We start from the raw sequence: 23,087 nt of genomic DNA, 5'->3' as shown, positions 1-23,087 counted from the left end.
TCTGTAGTTGTCATGACTACAGATGTAATCTGAACGCCAAGTGAATGTTCGCCAAGCTCTCGGGTCGCTTCCTCGCGAAAACGAAAAAGCCGGAGCAATTGCCCCGGCTTATCATCATTCGCGCGTGTGCGGTTCTCCCGAACCGACGGACTTAATACACCCGCTTCTTCGGCTTGATATACTCGACATCGTCGGTGAGCGTGTATTCGTGGACCGGGCGGTAGTCGATCTTGACCTCGCCGCCTTTGCCGCCCCAGCCTTCGAACCACACCGCAGTGTGCTTCATCCAGTTGGCATCGTCACGATCGGGAAAATCCTCATGCGCGTGGGCGCCGCGGCTTTCCTTGCGGTTTGCGGCGCTGGCGATGGTCACGCTGGCCTGCGCCATCAGATTGTCCAGCTCGAGCGTCTCGACGAGGTCCGAATTCCAGATCAGCGAACGGTCGGTGACGTGGACGTCTTCCATCCGCTTGTTGGTCTTCTGCATCATCTCCACGCCTTCTTCGAGCAGCGCGGTGTCGCGGAAGACGGCGCAATGTTTTTGCATCGTCTTCTGCATTTCGGCGCGGATTTCCGAGGTTGGCGAACCGCCCTTGGCGTTGCGGAAATGGTCGAGCCGGCCAAGCGCCATCTCGGTGCTGTTCTTCGGCAGTTCTTCCTGCGAAGAGCCCGGCTTGATCAGTTCGGTCAGGCGGTGACCGGTAGCACGGCCGAAGACCACGAGGTCGATCAGCGAGTTCGAACCGAGGCGGTTTGCCCCATGCACAGACACGCAGGCCGCTTCGCCCACGGCGAACAGCCCTGGCACAACGGTTTCCGGATTGCCATCGGCACCGATGGTCACGACTTCGCCGTGATAATTGCAGGGAATTCCGCCCATGTTGTAATGGACTGTCGGGGTTACCGGCAGCGGCTGGCGGGTCAGGTCGACACCGGCGAAGATCTTGCCGCTTTCGGTGATGCCCGGCAGGCGTTCGGCCAGCACGGCGGGATCGATGTGGTCGAGATGCAGGAAGATGTGGTCGCCTTCCGGCCCCACGCCGCGCCCTTCGCGCATTTCCAGCGCCATGCTGCGCGACACGACATCGCGCGATGCGAGGTCCTTGGCGCTCGGCGCATAGCGTTCCATGAACCGCTCGCCTTCGGAATTGGTCAGGTAACCGCCCTCGCCCCGCGCGCCTTCGGTGATCAGCACGCCCGCGCCGTAAATCCCGGTCGGGTGGAACTGGACGAATTCCATATCCTGCAGCGGCAGGCCCGCACGCAGCACCATTCCGCCGCCGTCACCGGTGCAGGTGTGGGCGGAAGTGGCGGTGTAATAGCAGCGGCCATAACCGCCGGTGGCGAGCACTACCGATTGCGAACGGAAGCGATGGATCGAGCCATCGTCCATGCACAGCGCGATCACGCCGACGCATTTCCCGTCCTTCATGATCAGGTCGATGGCAAAATATTCGATGAAGAAATCCGCGGCGTATTTCAGGCTCTGCTGGTACAGCGCGTGCAGCATCGCGTGGCCGGTACGGTCGGCGGCGGCGCAGGTGCGCTGGACGGGAGGCCCCTCGCCCATGTTCTGCATGTGGCCGCCGAACGGGCGCTGGTAAATCGTGCCGTCTTCGTTGCGCGAGAACGGTACCCCGGCATGTTCCAGCTCGTACACTGCCTGCGGGGCTTCGCGGACCAGATATTCGATCGCGTCCTGATCGCCCAGCCAGTCGGCACCCTTGACGGTGTCGTACATGTGCCAGGACCAATGGTCCGGCGTATTGTTACCCAGCGATGCGGCGATCCCGCCCTGCGCGGCGACCGTGTGCGAACGGGTCGGGAAAACCTTGGAGATGTTGGCCGTGCGCAGGCCGGATTCGGCGGCGCCCATCGTGGCGCGCAGTCCGGAACCGCCAGCGCCCACCACGACGACGTCGTAAGTGTGGTCGATGATCTTGTAAGCGGGTGCGGAATTGGGGGCGGATGCCATTAAAGTGCTCCTCCAAGAGCAAGACGGACAATACAGAAAATGCCGAACGCGCCGCCGCCGATGGCGGCCAGGTTGAGCAGCAGCAGCAAGGCGAACTTGTTGCCAGCATCGTGGACGTAATCTTCGGCGAGGACCTGCAGGCCAAGCCGCGCATGCCAGAACGTGCTGATGATCAGCAGCACCATCGCCGTCGCCGGGACCGGTTTGGCCAGGTAGTCGCTGACGGAAGCAAAGCCGAGGTCCGGCAGCATGATCAGCGAAGCCACGAACCACAGCACGAGCAGCAAATTGCCGACCGCGGTGAAGCGTTGCAGCAGCCAGTGATGCGCGCCTTCGTGAGAGGAGCCGAGGCCGCGCACGCGGCCGATCGATGTTCCGTTACCCATGATTCAGTGTCCTTACTTGAGCAGCAACAGCGCCCAGAATCCGGCGGTCAGCACGATGCCGATGACCGGGCTGGCGACCGACCAGAATTTGTTGGTGTCGAGTTCATACCCGGCGCCGATGTCGAGCACGAAGTGGCGCAGGCCCGAACACATATGCGAGAAGAAAGCCCAGCTGAGGCCGATCAGGACCAGTTTGAGCAGTATCTTGACCAGCGATGCAATGATCGCCGCGCCGCTCCATTCGAGCGCGCCGAGATCGGGCCAGACCCATCCGGCGAAGGAAGCATAGGCTTCCGGCCCGCTGGCCAGTGCGCCCAGCCACCACAGCAGGATGCCGAGACCCGCCAGCGCCATCCCGTCCCCGGTAACCCGGTGGAGGATGGAAACCAGCATGTGCGGACCCCATTTCCAGATCTGCAGATGCGGTGATAGCGGGCGCTGTGCCATGTGACTTTTCCAATGATCCATTCAGTGGCGCCTTCCTTAGCGAAACGCCGTGTATAGGCAAGACGTGCAAATTTGCGGATTGCCAGCCGGTCGCTTCCGTTCGACAAGGCGGACAAGTTTCGGGATTAGGAACACGATGACCAATATCCTCCTCACAGGTTCCAGCCGCGGCATCGGAGCGGCCATTCGGGCGCAATTGCAGGCGCGGGGGGCGAAGGTCGTCGGCCATGCCACGCGCGCGCATGATGCAGATACGGTCGCTGCCGACTTGTCGGATGCAGCCGCCCCGAAAGAATTATGGGACGCGGCGCTGGAACGCAGCGGCGGCACACTCGACGTGCTGGTCAACAACGCCGGAATGTTCGCCGCGAACCCGGTCGAGAACGGCGACCTGCAGTGGCTCGATGCGTGGGAGGAGACGATGCGCGTCAACCTCACCGCCGCGGCGCAGCTATCGCGTTTTGCCGTGCGGCACTGGCAGGAAACCGGCGCGCCGGGCCGGATCGTCCACATTGCCAGCCGCGCCGGACACCGCGGCGATTCGCCCGCGCATTGGCATTACGCCGCCTCGAAAGGCGCGATGCTGGCGATGCACAAGACCATCGCCCGTGCCTATGCCGCCGAGGGGATCTTGAGCTTCGCGATCACCCCCGGGTTTACCGACACCTCGACCGCCAGCGATTACCTTGCCAGCCGCGGCGGCGCAGCGCTGCTGGCGGACATTCCCCTCGCCCGTGTTGCCTTGCCGGATGAAATCGCGCGGATCGCCGTGTTCTGCGCGCTCGATGCGCCGCCCAGCATGACCGGAACCACGATCGACGCGAACGGCGCCAGCTATGTCCGCTAAGACTGCGGCAGCCGCATTGCTGCTGACGGCATCGTGCACCGCGCAAAAGCCGGAAATCGGCGCGCCTCCCGCCTCGGTATGGACCGAAACCTGCGAGGACTGGGCCGATTGGGACAAACCCGGCCCGCCGTTCCGTATCCACGGAGACAGTTACTACGTTGGTACTTGCGGGATCGGGGCGATCCTGATCACGGGCGATCAGGGGCATGTGTTGATCGACGGCGGGACGCAGGACGGCGCGGCTGAAATAATGGCCAACATCGCCGAGCTTGGTTTCGCCATCGAGGATGTGAAGATCATCCTCAACAGCCACGAACATTTCGACCATGTCGGCGGGCTCTCCTCACTGCAACGGGCGAGCGGGGCGGAGGTGCTGACATCGGTGCAGGCCGCAGACGTATTGCGCAGCGGGCGGGAAGGCAGCGACGACCCGCAGGCTGGCTTGCACGCCCCTTTCGAACCTGTCGCCAATGTGCTGGAGGGGCTTGATCCTTCCGCGAAGAACGGATCGCAACGGGTCACTTTGGGCACGACCGAACTTACCGCGATTGCCACGCCGGGGCACACGGCGGGCGCGTTGACGTGGCAGTGGCGAAGCTGCGACCCGTCGGGCGATTGCAGGACGATAGTCTATGCCGACAGCATGTCGCCGATCAGCAACGACACCTACCGTTTTTCAGGCCACCCCGAATATCTCGCTGCCTTTCGCCAAGGCATTGCCCGCGTGGCGGCGCTCGATTGCGATATCCTGCTCACGCCGCACCCCTCGGCCAGCGGACTCCGCGACAAATTGCTCGCCGGTGACTTCACCAGCGGGATGAACTGCCGCCAATATGCCGCATCGATCACCGACCGGCTTGACGCGCGGCTAGCCGAGGAAGCCGCCCGATGACGTGGAAGCTGACCGCCTTCGCCCCGAAGCAAACCGTCCAGGCGGCGCTTCTGGCGCATGACGAGCTGGAGGAATGGGATCCGGAACTGGTCATCTCCGGCAGCGAAGTGGCCGAAGATCGGCCGCAGGATTGGGTCCTGGAAGCATGGTTCCCCCGCCGACCGGGCAAGGCCGAGAAGACCGCGCTGTCGGGCCTGTTTGCCGGCAAGGCGCCCAAATTCACCACCGACAAGGTGGCCGAGACCGACTGGCTTATCCTCAGCCAGCAGGGAATGGAGCCGATCCGTGCGGGCTGCTTCCACGTCCGCTCGCCCGAACACGCAGCATGCACCGAGCCGGGCGTGACCGACCTGGTGATCCCCGCCAGCCAGGCGTTCGGCACCGGGCAGCACGAAACCACCGCTGGCTGTCTCGCCATGCTGACAGCGATGAAGCGCAGCGGCGTCATCGCGCGAAACATCGCGGACATCGGCAGCGGCACCGGCCTGCTCGCCTTCGGGGCGCTGACTTTGTGGCCCCGGGCGCTGGCGCTCGCGACCGATATCGACCCGGTGTGCGCGCCGGTGATGGAGGACAATTGCGCCAGCAACGGCGTTCGCGTTGGCGGACGGGCGGGCGAACTGACGCTGGTGATCGCGGACGGCATGGACCACCCGCTGATAGCCGCGCGCGCGCCGTATGACCTGCTGATCGCCAACATCCTCGCCGGTCCGCTGGTGGAACTCGCGCCCGATTTCGCCGCGCATGTCCCGTCCGGCGGCAACCTCGTGCTGGCCGGCTTGCTCGAGACGCAGGAAGCCTCGGTCCGCCGGGCCTACCGCCTCGCTGGGTTCCGGCTCGCGGCACGGCTGGTCAACGGCGACTGGTCGATCCTGTGGCTGCGCAAAAGAGCGGACCGGTCCGCGCAGTGATCCGCGCCCTGCCCCGACCCGCCGCGATCGCGGCGAAGTGGGCGGGCCGAACTCTGCTGGCGCTAATGGCGGTGGTGATCCTGTTCCTGCTCGCCGCTTGGATCGGCGCGGCCATCCCCCGCAACGCCGACTGGACGGAGCCCGACAGCGGCGTGACGATCATGGTGGAAACCAACGGCATCCACACCGCGCTTGTCCTGCCGCTGGTCACGCCGGAAAAGGACTGGCGCACCGTCTTTCCCGCTACCGACCTGCCCGCATCGAGGCGCGATTACACGCATATCTCGGTCAGCTGGGGCGAGCGGGAGGTCTTTCTGAACACCCCCACATGGTCCGACCTGTCACCGCTGACCGCGCTGCGCGTTGCCACGATCGGCGGGGACAGCCTGCTTCATGTCGCCCATTACGTCCGCCCCGCGCCGAGCGATACCGCCCGGCCCCTGCGGATTACGAGCCGGGAATATGCGGCAATCGTCAAGCAGATCGAAGCGGCCATGCAAGGAACCAAGCGGAGCGCAGTGTACCCGGGCTATACCGATTACGATGTGTTCTACGACGCCGCCGGGCGGTATGACATCACCAACACCTGCAACCAGTGGACCAGCGACACCTTGGCCGCCGCGGGGGTCAAGGCCGGCTGGTGGACGCCGTTCGCCGGCGGGGTAATGAAATGGGTTCCGAAGGTCCGGGAGTAGTCATCCCGCTGCCGCGACGATCCCCGCCCATGCCGCTTCGTCGATCACCTCGATGCCGAGTTCGGCGGCCTTCTTGAGCTTTGATCCGGCCCCTGGCCCGGCGACCACCAGGTCGGTCTTCGCGCTGACCGTTCCCGCGGCCTTCGCGCCCAGCCGTTCGGCCTGTGCTTTCGCCTCGTCGCGGCTCATGGTTTCCAGCTTGCCAGTGAACACCACGGTCTTGCCGGTCACCGGGCTATCGGTGGTTTCGACCACGTAAGGCGGCGGGCTGACCTCATTTAGCAGATCATCCCACACCGCGCGGTTATGCTCTTCGTGGAAGAAGTCGCCGAGCGCCTGGATCACGGCAGGGCCGATGCCGTCAATCCCGCTCAATTCCGCCAGCGCGTCGTCATCTCCGCTGCGCGCCTTCTCCGCCAATCCGCGCAAAGCCGGCAGGGTACCGAACCGCTTCATCAAATCCCGCGCCGTAACCGCCCCGACATGGCGAATCCCGAGGCCGAACAGCAGCCTCGCCGCATCAGGAGTGCGGCGGTTCTCCACAGCTTCCAACAGCTTATCCACAGACTTATCCTGCCACCCGTCGAGCGCGAGAATGTCGTCTCGCCGCTCCTTCAGCCGGAAGATATCTGCCGGGCTTTCAAGCCAGCCGAGCGCAAAGAACTGGTCGATGGTCTTCTCGCCTAGCCCGTCGATATCTAGCGCGCCGCGGCTGACAAAATGCTTCAACCTTTGCGTACGTTGCGCGGGACATATCAGACCGCCTGTGCAGCGCACATCGACCTCGCCCTCCTCCGCTACGGCTTCGCTGCCGCATTCGGGGCAATGGTCCGGAAAGGCATAGGGTCCACGCGGCACATCGCGGGTCAAATTCTCGACCACTTGCGGGATCACGTCACCCGCGCGCTGCACCACCACCCGGTCGCCCGGACGCACGCCGAGCCGGGCAATCTCATCCCGGTTGTGCAGCGTGACATTGGTCACCGTAACCCCGCCCACCAGCAACGGGGCGAGGCGGCCGACGGGCGTCAGCTTGCCCGTCCGCCCGACCTGTATATCGATCTGCTCGAGCGTGGTCTCGGCACGTTCTGCGGGGAATTTGCGCGCTATCGCCCAGCGCGGTGCCTTGGCGACGAAGCCCAGCCGCGCCTGGTAATCGAGCCTGTCCACCTTGTAGACCACCCCGTCGATTTCATAAGGCAGCTCGGGCCGCGCGCCGCCGATCCGGTCGTAAGCAGCGGTCATGCCTTCCATCGAGGTGATACGTTCGAAAAACGGCGATACGGGTACGCCCCACGCCTTTATCTGCTCCATCACCGCGACCTGCGTTTCGCCGGGGACCGCCGAGGCCGCGCCCCAGCCATGCGCCCAGAATTTGAGCGGCCGCGCGGCGGTTACGCTCGCATCCTTCTGGCGCAGCGAACCCGCGGCGGCGTTGCGCGGATTGGCGAACAGCTTTCCGCCCGCCGCCGCCTGCGCTTCGTTCAGGGCGAGGAAGTCCGCGCGGGACATGTAGACTTCACCGCGGATTTCGAAGACGTCCGGGATCGGGAAGCCACCACCCCCACCCCCCTCCTCGGAAGAGGAGGGGGCTTTAGCTTGCTTCCTATTCTCTCCCTCCTCTTCCGAGGAGGGGGCCGGGGGGTGGTGCCTTCCTCCAAGACGCTGCGGAATGTCCGCAATCGTCGCGACATTGGCAGTCACATCCTCGCCCACCTGCCCGTCACCGCGGGTCGCGGCGCGCATCAGAACGCCGTTTTCATACCGCAGTGAACAGGACAGCCCGTCGATCTTGTCCTCGGCAGTAAACGCGACCGGCTCACCTTCCGGCAGCGCCAGGAACCGCCGCACACGCGCCGCGAATTCCGCCAGCTCCGCGTCGGAGAACGCGTTGTCGAGGCTCATCATCCGAACCTCGTGCGGCACCTTGCTCAGCGGCGACGCAGCGATTTCATGGCCGACCGCGCGCGAGGGGCTGTCCTCCCGCACCAGATGAGGAAACGCCTCTTCCAGCTCCGCATTGCGGCGGACCAGCGCGTCGAATTCCGGATCGGTGATCTCCGGCGTATCCTCGGCGTGATACAGCCGGTTATGGTGCGCAATCTGCTTCGCGAGCCTCATCAACTCGTTGGCAGCCTCGGCTTCAGAGATTTCGGCCACTTAAACCCCCTCCTCTTTAGAAGAGGAGACTGGGGGGTAGTGACTTGCGACCGGGGGGTGTTGACTTACTTGTTGGAAGGCCATCACACCCCCTCCAGCAACCGGTCCGCCTGCGCCCTTGCTTCGCTGGTAATCTCCGCACCCGACAGCATCCGGGCAATTTCTTCCTGCCGGCCAGCGGCATCCAGCAACGCGACCGAGGTCTTGGTCACGGTGCCTTCGCTCGATTTCGCAATTACGTAATGCGTTCCGCCGCGCGCCGCGACTTGTGGGCTGTGCGTCACGGCGAGCAATTGTCCGCCGTCGGCGAGCCGCGCCAGACGTTCGCCGATGGCGCTCGCCACCGCCCCGCCCACGCCGCGGTCGATCTCGTCGAAGATCACCGTCGCCGCGCCGCCTTTTTCCGCCAGCGCGACCTTCAGCGCGAGGATGAATCGGCTCAATTCCCCGCCCGAGGCGATCTTGCCCAGCGGCGCAAAATCCGCGCCTGGGTTGGTCGAAATGAGAAATTCGACGCTGTCCATTCCGGCCGCGCCCCAGCGTTCTTCCGGCAAATCCGCCACCGCCGTCTTGAACCGCGCCGCATCGAGTTTCAGCGGCGCAAGTTCGGCGGCCACGGCGTCGTCCAGCCGCATCGCCGCCGCGACCCGGTTGGCGTGCAAAGCCTCGGCCCGGGCACGGTAGATTTCGTGCGCTTCCTTCGCGGCAGCCTCCAGCGAATCCAGTTCCGCATCGCCGGCCTCGATTGCGTCAAGTTGGTCCCGCATACTGCGCATCAATTCCGGCAGTCCGTCCACTTCGCAGCGGTGCTTGCGGGCGAGTGCGCGCAGTTCGAACAGCCGGGTTTCCGCTTGATCAAGTGCCTCTGGGTCGTGATGCAGCGCGTTGCCCGCAGCGATCAGCCGTTCCTCCGCCTCGCTCGCTTCGATCACCGCGCGGTCAAGCGCGGCCAGCGCTTCGGCAAGGATCGGATGTTCGGGCGCAATCCGGTCCAGCTTGCGCGCGGCGACCCGCAGGCTCGCGAGCGGCGAATCCGAACCGTCCCACAAATGCCGCAGTTCTTCGAGGTCGGACGTCAGCCGCTCGCCCTTCTGCATATCGGAGCGCGCCCCGGCAAGCCGGGCTTCCTCGCCCGCCTGCGGCTGGAGTTCGGCCAATTCCGCCAGATGGGCGATCAGCAGGTCCTGATCCTCTTTCGCCTGGTCAATCGCGCTGCGGGCCTGTTCCAGCCGGTCTTCCGCCGTGCGCCAGGTTTTCCACGCGCATCCCACTCCCGCCAAGTCGGCACCTGCAAACAGGTCGAGCAACTGCCGGTGGCCGCGCGGGTTAACGAGACCGCGGTCGTCGTGCTGGCCGTGGAGTTCGACCAGTGCCGGGGCCAGTTCGCGCAGCAGTGCCACACCGACCGGCTGATCGTTGACGAACGCCTTGGACGCGCCGTCCACCTTGATCCGGCGGCGCAGGATCAGCCCTTCGCCCATTTCGATCTCGATATCGGCATCGGCCAGAACGGTCCGGATGGTGTCCGGCAGGCGGGAAAATTCGAAAGTCGCCGACACGCTCGCCTGGTCGGCACCCGCTCGCACCAGCGCAGTTTCGGCGCGGTTGCCCAGCACCAGCCCCAGCGCATCGAGCAGGATCGACTTGCCCGCGCCGGTTTCCCCGGTCAGCACGCCCAGCCCGCCATTGAAGGTCAGGTCGAGCGCCTCGATCAGGACGATGTTGCGGATGGACAGGGCGGTCAGCATGGCTAGGGCTTCGTCTTAACCCAAGCGTAGCTCCACGTCACGACGCGCAATCATTTTGCGAACAATTTCGGCGAACTGGCAGCAGCCCGGCAGGTTTCGCTCAGCTGGCGGTAACGCCGGACGCGTGATCCTGGATCAGGTCATAGGCGCGGTCATACCACTTGCTGCCGGGATAGTTGGTGCCGAGAACGGAGGCGTATTTCACCGCTTCTTCGCGCACGCCCAGCGCCAGGCTGGTTTCCGTCAGGCGGAACAGGGCTTCCGGTGCGTGACTGGTGGTCTGGAAGTTGTCGACCACGTTCTGGAACCGGATCTGCGCCGAAAGCCAGCGGCCCGCACGTTCGTAGGAGCGGCCGATTTCCATTTCCTTGCCCGCGAGGTGGTCGTTCACAAGGTCGAGCTTAAGCCGGGCGTCGGAGGCGTATTCGCTGTTCGGGAACCGGCGGATGACCTCGGTCAGCGCGGCCTTGGCCTGTTCGGTGATCTTCTGGTCGCGGGTGACGTCGCTGATCTGTTCGTAATAGCTGAGCGAGATCAGGTAATAGGCGTAGGGTGCGTCGCGGTTGCCGGGGTGGATCGACAGGAAGCGCTGGGCGCTCTGAATCGACTTGTTGTAATCGCGGGCGACGTAATAGCTGAACGAGCTCATCAGCTGCGCGCGGCGGGCCCACGGCGAATACGGGTGCTGGCGCTCCACCTCGTCGAACAGGGCCGCGGCGAGCAGGGGGTCACCGTTATCGAGCCGGCGCTTGGCCTCGGCATACAGCGTTTCCACGTCGCGCGCGACATAGGCGGTGTCTTCCGGTCCGGAACTGCGGCCGGCGCAGCCCGCGGTCAGCACCGTACTGGCGGCAGCGGCGGCGAGGAATGCGAACTTGAGCGGGGAGCGCGTGTTGGTGGTCATGCCTCGCCTATAACCAGCGCTTCGCTGAACGCCAAGTGAAGTTGTTCGCCCTACTCGCGGGTCCGGCGAAAATCATTCCGCAGCGGCGGCGGTGTCGATGCGGTAGAGGTCGATCAGGTGCCGAGCGGCCTCGTCTGTCAGGACGACCTTGCTGCGTTCGAGGTCGTTGCCCGCGTCCATCAGCACCACGTTGCCGAGCCCAATCTGCCGGTCCAGCTCCTCGATTGTGACGCCGTGAGCGCTCTCGTCCTCGAAAATTTCGCCGGCGTTTGTGGTGCGGCTTTCCAGCCGGGCGATCATCAGGAGCAGGAGCAGGTCCCACCCGCGGTCGGTGGTGAACGCCTTGCCGAAGCGTTTGTCGCGGTGGCGGCGCATGGCCAGCGTCCGGCGGAAATAGTGGACCGCGGCGGCGCGCGGGGTTGCTTCGCCGGGGGAATCGGGGGTCATCTCGCCGCGCTCTCCTGCGGAGCGGGCGGATGTGAGGGCATCGGGGCCGGACATGATCGGTACCTTGAATTCTGAGCGACTCGCGCGGGCCTGTTGGCTCTCACGCAACCGAAGGGTGGTGCATGGTACGGCAACGCATTGGCTGCCGGGTTCGAACTTTCCCTGTTGTCCCAATGCCATGGCCGAACCTGCCCAGGATCCGGCGGCCGAAGCGGCATTTATGGGTTGCGCGCCCCCTAATCGGGGATCGCCGCGACTACAAGGCGTGTGGCCGGCGCGCGCGAAAATTTTCCTGCATGCGAACATTGTGCCAATGCGCTGCCCCTTGACCGCACCTCCTCCTGCAAAGCCTCTCCGCGCACCCGGCACCCTGCCCGCCTTCACCCCGGTTCCCCGGCTGACTGCGCGCCGCGACGGCTGGAACGCGCAGCGCCAGCAGGACTTCATCTAGGCGCTGGCCGATCTCGACAACGTCCGCGCCGCGTGCCGCAAGGTCGGCAGCACCAAGGTCGGGGTTTCCCTACTCCTCCCCCATCCGCAGCGCAGCAATAAACGCCTCCTGCGGAATGCTCACATTGCCATATTCCCGCATCTTGGCCTTGCCCTTCTTCTGCTTGTCGAGAAGCTTCTTCTTGCGGGAAATATCGCCGCCGTAGCATTTGGCGGTCACGTCCTTGCGCATCGCGGCGATGGTCTCGCGGGCGATCACCTTTCCGCCGATGGCCGCTTGCACCGGGATCTTGAACAGGTGGCGCGGGATGAGGTCTTTCAGGCGTTCGCACATGTGGCGGCCGCGCGCTTCCGCCACGCCGCGGTGGACGATCATCGACAGCGCGTCGACCGGTTCGTTGTTGACCAGGATGCTCATCTTCACGAGGTCGCCTTCGCGCAGGCCGATCTGTTCGTAATCGAAGCTGGCGTAGCCGCGGCTGATGCTTTTCAGGCGGTCGTAGAAATCGAACACCACTTCGTTCAGCGGCAATTCGTAGGTGATCTGGGCGCGCCCGCCGACATAGGTCAGGTCGAGCTGGATGCCGCGGCGATCCTGGCACAATTTCAGGATCGAGCCGAGATATTCGTCCGGGGTGTAGATGGTCGCCTTGATCCACGGTTCGTCGATCTGTTCGATCCGGCTGGGGTCGGGGTAATCGGCCGGGTTGTGCAGCATCAGTTCCTGCGCCGGGTCGGTCCGTGATTTGTTGAGCTGGATGCGGTAGACCACGGACGGCGCCGTGGTGATCAAATCCATGTCGTATTCGCGGGTCAGCCGTTCCTGGATGATTTCCAGGTGCAGCAGGCCGAGGAACCCGCAGCGGAAGCCGAAGCCGAGTGCCGCGCTGCTTTCCGTCTCGAAGCTGAAGCTGGCGTCGTTCAGCCGCAGCTTGCCGATGCTGTCACGCAATTTCTCGAATTCCGCCGCGTCGACCGGGAACATGCCGCAGAACACCACCGGCTGGACTTCCTTGAAGCCCGCCAGCGCCTCGGTCGCGCCGTTCTTGACCGTGGTGATGGTGTCGCCGACCTTGGCCTGGGCGACTTCCTTGATCTGGGCGGTGATGAAGCCGATTTCGCCCGCGGCGAGTTCCTTGGTCTGTTCGATCTTGGGGCTCATGAAGCCGACGCGGTCGATCAAATGGTCGGTGCCGCCCTGCATGAATTTCACGTGCAGGCCCTTGCGGATGGTGCCGGCGATGACCCGCACCAGGATGACCACGCCGAGGTAGGGATCGTACCAGCTGTCGACCAGCATGGCCTTCAGCGGGGCGTCGCGGTCGCCTTTCGGTGGGGGGATCTTGGTGACGATCGCCTCGAGGATTTCGGCGATGCCGATGCCGGATTTGGCGCTGGCGAGGACGGCTTCGGATGCGTCGATGCCGATAATGTCCTCGATTTCCTTGCGCACCTGTTCGGGTTCGGCGGCGGGCAGGTCGATCTTGTTGATGACGGGGACGATTTCGTGGTCGTGCTCGATGGACTGGTAGACGTTGGCGAGCGTCTGCGCCTCCACCCCTTGCGCGGCGTCGACGACCAGCAGCGCGCCCTCGCACGCGGCGAGGGAGCGGGAGACCTCATACGCGAAGTCGACGTGGCCGGGGGTGTCCATCAGATTGAGCTGGTAGGTGAGCCCGTCCTTGGCGGTGTAGTTGAGGCGGACGGTCTGGGCCTTGATGGTGATCCCGCGCTCTTTCTCGATGTCCATGTTATCAAGGACTTGCGCCGACATCTCGCGTTCGGTGAGGCCGCCGGTGAACTGGATCAACCGGTCCGCCAGCGTGGATTTGCCATGATCGATATGCGCGATGATAGAAAAGTTGCGAATAAGAGCCAGATCAGTCATCCGCGCCCCTTAGCCCCGCTTGATCGCGCTGTCAGCAAGTAGCTTGCGCCGCGGTGTTTAGAATTTGTGTGGCAGCAGGTTCGCGTGCTGACCCGACGGGGGGCCCTTGATCGCGATGAGGGTGCCGGCGCTGTCGCGTTTAAGCGGAGTGTTGAATTCCGCGCCCATCCGGCCGCTTTCGCTCCAGCGGCAAGTCGCGAGGACAGTGTGGAATTCCGACAAGGCCAGCTGGAACAGCGTGCCGCCGGGCACATCCCACAAGCCCTCGATCATGACCCCGCGTGAGGAGATGTTGCGTATGGTGCCGCTATACACTTCGTTTCCGTGTTCGAGCAGCACCTTGCGGAGCACCGTCTGGCGCGGTTCGCGCGACGATCGCGGCCCGTCGGCGACCGCAGCGACGCCGCTTCGCAGTCGGGTCAGCGCATTCACGCCGCTAAGCGGCTTTTCATAGACATGCCCCTGGACGTGACTGCACCCGTGCATACGGACCAGATTGAGTTCGTCCATCGTCTCCACCCCCTCGGCGGTGGTATCGATCCCGAGATTCTGCGCGAGGGTTGTCATCGCGGCGATCATCGCGCCTTTCCGGCTTCCGGGGACCGCGGCGTTGCGGACAAAACGGCGGTCGATCTTGATCTTGTCGAAGGGCGCATTCTCGAGATAAGCGAAGGACGAATAACCGGTGCCGAAATCATCCAGCGCCAATCGTACGCCGATCGACTTGAGCGCCGCCAGAAGCGTACCTGTACCGGGCCCGTCGTTGAGGAATGCGCTCTCGGTAATTTCCAGCTCCAGTCGATCAGGCGCGATCCCTGAACGCGCGAGCGCTTGCGTAACCACGGCCGGAAATTGCGGATTGGACAGCTGGAGCGACGAGACGTTTACTGCGCAGCGTATGTCATCCGGCCATAGCGCTAGATCCTGACAGGCGGTGCGAATGGCCCAGTCGCCAATCGTCGAAATGAGCCCCGCGTCTTCGGCAATGGGCACGAACTTCGCTGGAGGGATCCAGCCCATTTCAGGGTGATTCCATCTGAGCAGCGCCTCGAAACCAGTGATCCTCTCGGTCGCGGTGTGCACTATGGGTTGGTAATAAAGTTCCAGTCCGCCTTCCGCGATAGCCAAGCGCAAAGCCCGCTCAAGTCCGGCTCGCTCCTCGGAAGCGGAAAGCAGGTTTTCCGAATAGAACTGGTACCGCCCTCGTCCGCCGTTTTTCGATGCGTAAAGTGCGAGATCGGCACTGCGGATCAGGGCATCGCTGGAGTGGCCGTCTGCTGGAGCAATGGCGATCCCGATCGATGCGCCGATAACTACCCGCTGTCCATCAAGCCAGTATGGTTGGGACAGCGCGTAGATAATCTCGTGCGAAAGTTTGCCCAGTTGCGACCGGTCCGGACCACCGGCGACAATCACCGTGAACTCGTCACCTCCGAGCCGCCCGACAACACCGGCATCGCCAACCGTCTTCTCCAACCGCTGGGCAACCTGCTTCAGCAGGGCGTCGCCTGCCGGGTGGCCGAACGTATCATTAACCTGCTTGAAACGGTCCAGGTCGAGCAGAAACAGGCTGCATTCCTGCGGTATTTCCTGGGGCGAACCAAGGATCCTGCCCAATGTTTGCATCGTCTGGAACCGGTTGGCGAGGCCAGTTAGCGAATCGTAAAGTGCGAGCCGCGAAGCACTTTCCTGGGTTCTCCGACGCTCGGTCAGATCGGTACCCGAACCGCGAAAGCCGACGAAATTCTGGAAGTCGTCAAAAACAGGTCGGCCACTGACCGACCACCAGCGCTCGTCGTCACCGGCGGCGGCCGGGAAGGCCAGATCATGGAAAGGCGAACGAGTCGAAATGTGGAAGGCCAACGCGCGCGCGCTTTCGGCGGGTTTGCTGTCCTGATCGAACAGCGCATCAAGCGGTCTTCCGATAAGGTTTTCGTGGTGTTCGCCAACCGCATCACCGACAATGGGCGAAACATAACTGAGGTGCCCCCTCCGGTCCGTCTCCCAGAACCAGCCGTGGCCCATTTCCTCGTAATCACGCAGTATATCCTCGTACCGGTCACAGGCGCGTTCACGGGCTAGCAGCCAGTCGAGATCATCGTGTTCGACATCCCCTTGGATCCGCGCCGATACGAACAGCACAATGCCCACAAGAACGATAGAACCGATCGCCATCAGGCTACCGTCGAGCAGGGCGACCGGCGCCCAAAGTCCGGCCATGCCGATGTATAGCTGCGATGGTCGCCTGATCAGCAAGGTTAGCGACACCGCGTTGATGGCCAGCAACGCGCCCAGACCCAGTCTTGGATCAAGGCCGTAGGCCACTATCCACTGGCCGAATCCAAGACCGGTAAGTGCTTGCGGCAAGCCTATGCAACTTGCCGCGACCCCCGGAACAGCCGTCATTGGCGTCGCCGCCTTGCGTTCGCGCCGCGCAATGTGCGCGCCGATCATAGTCAGCAGGACTGCGCCCCAAGCCAGACCGCCGATGAGCGGCGGCGGGAGGTCGCGGGCAAGGAGCGTGGCGGTCGCGTAGGCCAAGGCGATTATCGCACCCATCCTGGCCCAGTTAGGCGGGATCATCTGCTTTCCGCTGCGGTGCTGGCCGCTTCGCCGCTGGATAGTCGTGCCGACGCGGCTACGCCGATCCGCCCTTCCATCACGGCGCGTATAGTCAGCAGCGAGAGAATTTTCGACCGCGGTCAAGCCGGCGGGAATTGTCTTCGAATGGACCGGTTCGGCATCATTATCGGCGGCTGGCTTCGAGTCCGTTTTCGGGGCCGCACTCGCGCCGGCGACAACGCTTCGCGCCGCGCCGCCTCCTCGCCTGCCCCTGTGCTGTACCCTTAACCCACTCATCATGCGGCTTTGGTGCCCATCCTTTTTACAAAAGGTTAATTGGCAGGTCACGTTTAGCGCCGATTCGGCTCTTTTGCGCGGCCCCTGCCGGCCATAGGCGCCTGCCTTGCCAAGCTGCGGCGTGAAGTGCATGACATCCGCATAAGGGCGGTAAACTGGCCCATGGGGAAGCGGGATGAACAACCGGAAGACGCTGGAGAACGAAGCGGCGCAATCAACCACTGCGCTGGGGCCGATGATCGGCCTGGCGCGGGAAGATTTCATCGGTGCGGTTGCGCTGCTGCTGCGGGAAACAGCCTCCGATCCCGCGCGAAGTCTGAAACATGCCCGCAACATGGGCGAAGACATGATCAAGATCATGACGGGAAAGTCCGACCTGACCCCGGATCCGAAGGACAAGCGTTTCAAGGACCCAGCCTGGCAATACAACCCCTTCTTCCGCGCCGGTGCGCAGTATTACCTCGCGGTGCAAAAAGGGATGAACGACTGGCTCGCCGATCTCGAACTGGACGAATTGGAACGCGACCGCGCGAGTTTCATCTCCAACATTATAATCGACGGGCTGGCGCCGACCAACACGCTTATGGGCAATCCCACAGCGCAGAAACGCCTGATCGACAGCGGCGGGCTCAGCCTGATGAAGGGGCTGAAGAACGCCTATAACGACATGGTCCACAACAAGGGCATGGTCAGTCAGGTGGACAAACGCCCGTTCAAGCTGGGCGAAAATATCGCAATTTCAAAAGGATCGGTGGTCCTGCGCACCGAGATGATGGAACTTGTGCATTACGCGCCCACTACCGACCAGGTTTATGAAATTCCGCAGCTGACCATCCCGCCGCAGATCAACAAGATGTATATCAACGATCTGAGCCCGGATAAATCGGTGGTCAAATGGCAGCTCGATAACGGCATCCAGACGTTCGTCATCAGCTGGCGCAATCCGTCGAAGGAACAAGGCCGCTGGGACATGGCAGATTATATCCATTCGTGCCGCGAAGCGATGGAAGCGGTCGCCGCGATTACCGGCTCGAAAAAAGTTAACGTGTCTGCTGGCTGCTCCGGCGGACAGACAGCTGCGATGCTGGCAAGCAAGATGGCCGCCGACAACGACCCGCTGCTCGGGTCGCTGACGCTGATGGTGTGTGTCCTTCACCCCAAGCAAAACGACATCGAAGCCGGTTCCCTGGTCAGCGAAAACGGCATGCAGCTCGCCCGCCAGCGCGCCGCCAAGCAAGGTGTGATCAAGGGTGACGATCTGGCGCGCGGCTTCGCATGGCTGCGGCCGAACGACCTGATCTGGAATTACGTGATCAACAATTACCTTCTGGGTGACGATCCGCCGGCGTTCGACGTGCTGTTCTGGAATGCCGACGCGACTAACCTGTCCGCCAGCCTGATGGGAGATTTCCTGACGTTATTTGAAACGCTGGCCTTCACCAAAAAGGGCGAGGTGGAGATGGTCGATCACAAGGTCGACCTGAGCAAAGTGACCAGCGACCTGTTTATCCTGGGCGGAGTGACCGATCACATCACCCCGTGGCGCGCCTGCTATCGTTCGACCCAGCTGTTCGGTTCAAAGGATGTGACGTTCGTGCTCAGCCAGGCGGGACACATGCAGGCGATCCTCAACCCGCCGGGCAACCCCAAGGCCAAGTACTTCAAATCGAAGAACCCGGGTGGGCCGCCTAAAAAAGTCGAGGACTGGCTTGCGGGAACCGAAGAAGTGGCCGGGAGTTGGTGGCCGTTCTGGATGGACTGGGTCCAGGCCCGCTCCGGCAAACAGAAAGCCGCGCCGAAAAAGCTGGGCAACGCGGCGTATAAGCCGCTAGAACCGGCCCCCGGGCTGTATGTGCTCGAGGAGCGTTGAGGCACATCAACCAAATCTTCCAAGGAAATCCGCTTGAACGAATCCCCTGCATCCAAGACAGTGTTACCTGGCGCCTTCGGCACTGACCCCATGGCCAGCGCGGAAGTCTCAATGGAAAAAATCGGCGGGCGGACCTTGCGTGTGGCGCGTTGGCGGCTGGATATGCCGAGCGATCATCTCCCTGTCCTGTTCTTCAACGGTATCGGCGCAAATATCGAAGCGGTCGCGCCGCTCGCGGAAGCGCTCTCCGACCGCGGTTTCATCATGTTCGACATGCCAGGCATTGGTAAATCGCCCGATCCCGTGGTCCCTTACAATACGGCCACGATGGCCTGGACGGCGGCCAAGGTGCTCGACCGCTTCGGGCTCGAGGAAGTTGATGTAATGGGAATCAGCTGGGGCGGCGGGTTGGCGCAGCATTTCGCGATCCAGCATCCGCGCCGGACCCGCCGGCTGGTACTGGTCGCGACCAGTGCAGGCATGCTGATGATCCCGGGAAATCCCGCAGCGCTGACCAAGATGGCCAACCCGCGCCGCTATGTCGATGCCGATTACATGGCACAGCATTTCGAGACGCTTTATGGCGGCGCGCTTGGCGATGCCTCCGGCAAGGGCGGTCACATGGCGCGCCTCAGCCCGCCCAGCCCGCGCGGCTATATGTATCAGTTGATCGCGATGCTCGGTTGGACCAGCGCTCCCGCCCTTCCCTTTATGAAGAAGGACACCCTCATTTTGATGGGGGACGAGGACCAGATCGTGCCGCTGCTGAACGGCAAGTTCCTCAACATGCTGATCCCCAACAGCGAATTGGTGGTGATGGAAGGCGGCGGACATTTGTTCCTGCTCAGCCACAAGGACCAGAGTGTCGCCGCGATCCGGAGCTTCCTCGATCCCGAAGAATCGCCTTCCGGCAGAGTGGAGCGCAAACGGGCCGCCTGATGCGTCACATCGCCATCATTGGTTCCGGGCCCGCAGGATATTACACGGCGGAAGGTGCCCAGAAGCAATGGGGCGAGGATGTGCAGGTCGATATCTTCGACCGTTTGCCGGTACCTTACGGGCTTATCCGGACCGGGGTCGCGCCGGACCACCAGTCGATCAAGGGTGTGTCGCGCCGCTACGAGAAAACCGCGCTGTCGGGCAATGTCCGCTTTGTCGGCAATGTCTCGATCGGTACGGATGTGTCGATCGCGGATTTACGCGATCTGTATGATGCCGTGGTATTGGCAACCGGAGCGCCTAATGACCGGCAGCTCGGGTTGCCCGGCGAGGACCTCGACAATTTGTTCGGCAGCGCTGAATTTGTCGGCTGGTACAACGGACACCCGCAATTCGCCGAACTCGCACCGGACCTGTCGGGCAAGCACGCGGTGGTTATCGGGATGGGCAATGTCGCGCTTGACGTCGCGCGGATATTGTCGAAGTCCGAGGAGGAATTCGCCGGCAGCGATATCGTGGGGCATGCGCTCGACGCTTTGCGCGGCTCGGGGATCGAGAAAATCACCATCGTGGCGCGGCGCGGCGCGCATCAAGTGGCGATGACGCCAAAGGAACTTGGCGAACTGGCCCATCTAAGCCGTGCAACGCCCCGCGTCGATCCCGACGATCTGCCCGACGAGGCAGAGGACGCGATCCTCGAGCCGGGCCTGCGCAAGTCCGTCGCCCATTTGCGCAGTTTCGCGGCCATCCCCGAAAGTATCCACGCCGATGCGCAGATCGAGATCTACTTCGACCTGTTCGCCAGTCCGGTCGCCTTTCACGGTGACGGAAAGATCGCCGAGCTGGAGTTGGAGCGCACCGAAGTCGTGACCGGCCGGGCGATCGGAACCGGCGAAACGTACCGCATTCCCGCCGACCTGGTCGTGACCTGCATAGGGTACCGGACATCGCCAATACCCGACGTGCCGTTCGACGAGCGGATGGGCCGCTTCGCCAATAACGAGGGGCGCATCCTGACAGGCCTATATTGCGTCGGATGGGCCCGCCGTGGGCCCAGCGGAACGATCGGCACCAACCGGCCCGATGGCTACAGCGTCATCGAGAAAATCGCCGAAGACATGGACAGCGGCAAGCTCGGCCGCGCCGACAAGAAAGGCCGCGCTGGCATCGACGAGCTTGCCGCGGCCCGAGAGCTCGACGTAGTGACGTTTCGCGACTGGAAGAAGATCGAGGAAGCCGAAACCGCCGCCGCGCGTGACGGCTCGCCCCGAGAGAAGTTCGTGGACGTTGCGGCGATGATCAAGACGCTGCGTTAGATTTCAGGGTTCGATCACGATCCCCTTGGCAGGGTCGACCTCCCCCTTGACCATTGCAATGAAAGTATCGCGCGCCGCAGCGATGCCAGACCGGGTTTCCACTTCCACCGTTCCCTCGACTTCGCCGAGAAACGTGTGCCAGCTTTTTGCCACTGCTTCGCCAAACGCCTTGGGGCCGAGTTCCTTGATCGCGGCGACCGCATAATGGGGCGCGAAAAACAGGATCGGCTGCGGCCCGGGCATGTCTTTCGAACCGCCAACCCGCCCGTCGACATGCGTCGCCCCGACTAGGCAGGAATAGGCGAGGTTGACGCCCAGGTGTTCGTGGATTGCACGCAGGACCTTGCTGTTTCCGGCGAAATCGACCGACACGGTCGGGACCGGTTCGAGATCGACCAATTTGTCGTAAGCCAGTACCTGGTCATACAGGCCGGTCCCTTCGGTAAAGGCGACATTGCCCGCCGAAGTCAGGCCGATCCGCCGCACCCGGGGTGATTTGTCCCTCGCAACGCTCGCCAGCGCCATCGAAGTCTTGGACGAGGCGCTGGTCATCACCATCGCTTCGGCGCCAAACCAATCCTCCGTGCGAAACATCGTTTCGATCAAGTAGCCGGTCTTGAACAGGGGTCCGAAAATCATCCGCTGCGCCTCGCGCGCCGGATCATGCTCGGGATCAGCGGCCAACCGCGAATACTGGTTGTAGATCGGGCTCATCGGCTGACGGTGCTCAGCCCTATCCATGAACCCGCCGACGCTGACCTTGCCCGGTAGCACATCGAGATGGGTCGCCATCGGGAGATAGCCGTACACCCTTTCCCCGATCGCAATTTCCGGTTGGTTCGACGCCTCGACACGCGCGTGGCCCCACATCGGCACGACGCCGCGCGGCCCTTCGCCCGGAAAGAAATTCCAGTAGCCCATCTGGTCACCCGCCACAGCGTAGGTGACGTTGTTCGCGGTTACCGAAAAGCTCTCGATTTTTAGGCGCACCGCCCCTTCGGCCAGCGGACCGAGTTCGGTATCGACCAATTTCGCGTCTGAAATATTGTCTCGCAGGACGTGAACGGCTTGGCTCATGGCAACTCTCTCGGTTTCGGACGGGAGCCTAGCGCGTCAGCAACCGCGATGCGAGCGGCAATCCGGTCCGGATTGCCGCCCCTCATCAAAGGGTCATCAGACCCGCATCGGCATCAGTACATACAGGGCCTGGCTCTTGTCATCCTTGCGGATAAGCGTCGGCGCTCCTGCATCGGCCAAGTGCAATTCGGCGGTATCGCCGTCGATCTGGCCGAGAATGTCTTTGAGGTAATTGGCGTTGAAACCGATTTCGAACCCGTCGGACCCGTAATCCGCCGCCAGTTCTTCCGCAGCAGTGCCATTGTCCGGGCTGCTGACGGACAAGGTGACCTTGTCCGTTTCGAGGCTCATTTTCACTGCGCGTGTCTTCTCGGTCGCGATTGTCGCAACGCGGTCGACCGCTTCGTAGAAACTCCGAGGATCGATCCGGAGCAATTTGTCGTTGCCCGTCGGAATGACCCGGCTGTAGTCCGGGAACGTCCCGTCGATCAGCTTGCTGGTCAGGACCACGCCGCCCTCGCCGCCCATGGTAAAGCGGATCTTGCTCGCCGAAAGGTCGATCTGGACATTGGCGTCGAGCGATTCTTCGAGCAGCTTGCGCAGTTCCGCCACCGCTTTGCGCGGCACGATAACATCGGGCATTCCCTCCGCACCATCGGGACGCGGCAGGGTGAAACGGGCCAGCCGGTGACCATCAGTGGCCGCCGCCCGCAATACAGGCTGGTCCTCATCCGAAACGTGGAGGAAGATACCGTTGAGGTAATAGCGCGTTTCTTCCGTCGAAATCGCGAACCGCGTACGGTCGATCAGTTCGGCCAGCGTCTTGGCCGGCAACTCGAAACTGGTCGGCAAGTCGCCTTCGACGATGACCGGAAAATCATCGCGCGGAAGGGTCGGCAGGCTGAACCGGCTCCGCCCAGCCTTCACCGCCATGCGGTTGTCGGCAGTTTCCAGGCTGACCTGGCTACCCTCCGGCAGTTTGCGCGCGATATCGAACAGCAAATGCGCCGAAACGGTGATTGCGCCGGGCATTTCGACCGAAGCCGCCGCCATGTTCTCGGTCACTTGCAGATCGAGATCGGTGGCCATGACTTTCAGTGACCCGCCGGCATCGGCATCGATCAGCACGTTCGACAGGATTGGTATCGTGTTGCGACGTTCCACCACCGACTGAACATGGGATAGACAGCGTAGCAGTGTGGCACGTTCGATTGTGGCCTTCATCGGTCCTTCTCGATCCCTTTTGCGCACCGGCTGGTTGCCCACAGGATGCAGG

Annotated in this window: 19 protein-coding genes; 8 read left to right on the top strand and 11 right to left on the bottom strand. The window is 63.1% G+C overall.

The window, feature by feature from the left end:
• Positions 1 to 151: 151 nt before the first annotated feature.
• From sdhA to sdhC, 3 genes are read right to left on the bottom strand one after another with little or no spacing between them, the layout of a single operon-like run.
• The gene (sdhA, locus tag GRI65_RS03060; RefSeq protein ID WP_160755038.1) at positions 152 to 1,975 is read right to left on the bottom strand and encodes a succinate dehydrogenase flavoprotein subunit; all 1,824 of its coding nucleotides are present in this window, start codon (positions 1,973 to 1,975) and stop codon (positions 152 to 154) included.
• Positions 1,975 to 2,361: a succinate dehydrogenase, hydrophobic membrane anchor protein gene (gene sdhD, locus GRI65_RS03055; RefSeq protein ID WP_160755037.1), complete on the bottom strand. Its 387-nt coding sequence runs from the start codon at positions 2,359 to 2,361 to the stop codon at positions 1,975 to 1,977. The genes sdhA and sdhD overlap by 1 nt, the downstream gene beginning before the upstream one ends.
• A 12-nt stretch (positions 2,362 to 2,373) precedes the next feature.
• Positions 2,374 to 2,808, bottom strand: coding sequence for a succinate dehydrogenase, cytochrome b556 subunit (gene sdhC, locus GRI65_RS03050; RefSeq protein WP_160755582.1), 435 nt, complete (start codon positions 2,806 to 2,808; stop codon positions 2,374 to 2,376).
• A gap of 136 nt (positions 2,809 to 2,944) precedes the next feature.
• Between sdhC and GRI65_RS03045 the strand changes: the two genes are divergently transcribed.
• From GRI65_RS03045 to GRI65_RS03030, 4 genes are read left to right on the top strand one after another with little or no spacing between them, the layout of a single operon-like run.
• The gene (locus tag GRI65_RS03045) at positions 2,945 to 3,655 is read left to right on the top strand and encodes an SDR family NAD(P)-dependent oxidoreductase (protein ID WP_160755036.1); all 711 of its coding nucleotides are present in this window, start codon (positions 2,945 to 2,947) and stop codon (positions 3,653 to 3,655) included.
• Complete coding sequence (gene bla / locus GRI65_RS03040; protein ID WP_160755035.1) at positions 3,645 to 4,547, top strand: subclass B3 metallo-beta-lactamase; 903 nt, start codon at positions 3,645 to 3,647, stop codon at positions 4,545 to 4,547. Before GRI65_RS03045 ends, bla begins: the two co-directional genes overlap by 11 nt.
• Positions 4,544 to 5,458, top strand: a complete 915-nt coding sequence (locus tag GRI65_RS03035) for a 50S ribosomal protein L11 methyltransferase (RefSeq protein ID WP_160755034.1) — start codon at positions 4,544 to 4,546, stop codon at positions 5,456 to 5,458. Before bla ends, GRI65_RS03035 begins: the two co-directional genes overlap by 4 nt.
• On the top strand, positions 5,422 to 6,153 hold the full coding sequence (locus GRI65_RS03030; protein ID WP_332872584.1) for a TIGR02117 family protein: 732 nt from the start codon (positions 5,422 to 5,424) through the stop codon (positions 6,151 to 6,153). The genes GRI65_RS03035 and GRI65_RS03030 overlap by 37 nt, the downstream gene beginning before the upstream one ends.
• Here the strand turns inward: GRI65_RS03030 and ligA are convergent, their stop codons facing one another.
• The 4 genes from ligA to GRI65_RS03010 form a co-directional block, all read right to left on the bottom strand.
• Positions 6,154 to 8,274 carry an NAD-dependent DNA ligase LigA gene (gene ligA / locus GRI65_RS03025; protein WP_160755580.1) on the bottom strand — a complete coding sequence of 707 codons (2,121 nt, stop codon included), beginning with the start codon at positions 8,272 to 8,274 and terminating at the stop codon, positions 6,154 to 6,156.
• A gap of 122 nt (positions 8,275 to 8,396) precedes the next feature.
• Entirely contained in the window at positions 8,397 to 10,061 is a 1,665-nt protein-coding gene (recN, locus tag GRI65_RS03020; protein ID WP_160755033.1) for a DNA repair protein RecN, read from the bottom strand.
• A 100-nt stretch (positions 10,062 to 10,161) separates the two neighbouring features.
• Entirely contained in the window at positions 10,162 to 10,965 is an 804-nt protein-coding gene (locus tag GRI65_RS03015; RefSeq protein ID WP_160755032.1) for an outer membrane protein assembly factor BamD, read from the bottom strand.
• A 72-nt stretch (positions 10,966 to 11,037) separates the two neighbouring features.
• Positions 11,038 to 11,466: a hypothetical protein gene (locus GRI65_RS03010; RefSeq protein ID WP_160755031.1), complete on the bottom strand. Its 429-nt coding sequence runs from the start codon at positions 11,464 to 11,466 to the stop codon at positions 11,038 to 11,040.
• A 271-nt stretch (positions 11,467 to 11,737) separates the two neighbouring features.
• On the opposite strand from GRI65_RS03010, the gene GRI65_RS15370 reads away from it, so the two are divergent.
• Complete coding sequence (locus GRI65_RS15370; RefSeq protein WP_269816278.1) at positions 11,738 to 11,863, top strand: hypothetical protein; 126 nt, start codon at positions 11,738 to 11,740, stop codon at positions 11,861 to 11,863.
• A 69-nt stretch (positions 11,864 to 11,932) separates the two neighbouring features.
• On the opposite strand, the gene lepA is transcribed toward GRI65_RS15370, so the two are convergent.
• Together lepA and GRI65_RS03000 are read right to left on the bottom strand one after the other, a co-directional pair.
• Positions 11,933 to 13,750, bottom strand: coding sequence for a translation elongation factor 4 (lepA, locus tag GRI65_RS03005; protein WP_160755030.1), 1,818 nt, complete (start codon positions 13,748 to 13,750; stop codon positions 11,933 to 11,935).
• A gap of 57 nt (positions 13,751 to 13,807) precedes the next feature.
• Entirely contained in the window at positions 13,808 to 16,456 is a 2,649-nt protein-coding gene (locus GRI65_RS03000) for an EAL domain-containing protein (protein WP_232843898.1), read from the bottom strand.
• A gap of 328 nt (positions 16,457 to 16,784) precedes the next feature.
• Here GRI65_RS03000 and GRI65_RS02995 point away from each other — a divergent pair, with 328 nt between their 5' ends.
• From GRI65_RS02995 to GRI65_RS02985, 3 genes are read left to right on the top strand one after another with little or no spacing between them, the layout of a single operon-like run.
• A complete protein-coding gene (locus GRI65_RS02995) occupies positions 16,785 to 18,479 on the top strand; it encodes a PHA/PHB synthase family protein (protein WP_160755029.1) in 1,695 nt (564 codons plus the stop codon).
• Between the two features lie 33 nt (positions 18,480 to 18,512).
• Positions 18,513 to 19,418, top strand: coding sequence for an alpha/beta fold hydrolase (locus GRI65_RS02990; RefSeq protein ID WP_232843897.1), 906 nt, complete (start codon positions 18,513 to 18,515; stop codon positions 19,416 to 19,418).
• Positions 19,418 to 20,734, top strand: coding sequence for an FAD-dependent oxidoreductase (locus GRI65_RS02985; RefSeq protein WP_160755028.1), 1,317 nt, complete (start codon positions 19,418 to 19,420; stop codon positions 20,732 to 20,734). The genes GRI65_RS02990 and GRI65_RS02985 overlap by 1 nt, the downstream gene beginning before the upstream one ends.
• Before the next feature lie 3 nt (positions 20,735 to 20,737).
• Here the strand turns inward: GRI65_RS02985 and GRI65_RS02980 are convergent, their stop codons facing one another.
• Entirely contained in the window at positions 20,738 to 21,811 is a 1,074-nt protein-coding gene (locus GRI65_RS02980; protein WP_160755027.1) for a DUF2855 family protein, read from the bottom strand.
• 96 nt (positions 21,812 to 21,907) lie between these two features.
• Positions 21,908 to 23,035 (bottom strand): DNA polymerase III subunit beta, encoded by a 1,128-nt coding sequence (gene dnaN, locus GRI65_RS02975; protein ID WP_160755026.1) that lies wholly within the window; start codon positions 23,033 to 23,035, stop codon positions 21,908 to 21,910.
• Between the last annotated feature and the right edge of the window lie 52 nt (positions 23,036 to 23,087).

The organism is Allopontixanthobacter sediminis (assembly GCF_009828115.1).
In the GTDB taxonomy this organism is placed as follows: domain Bacteria; phylum Pseudomonadota; class Alphaproteobacteria; order Sphingomonadales; family Sphingomonadaceae; genus Allopontixanthobacter; species Allopontixanthobacter sediminis.
The sequence above is the reverse complement of the archived record's forward strand: the minus strand, read 5'-3'. Positions and strand labels throughout refer to the sequence as shown.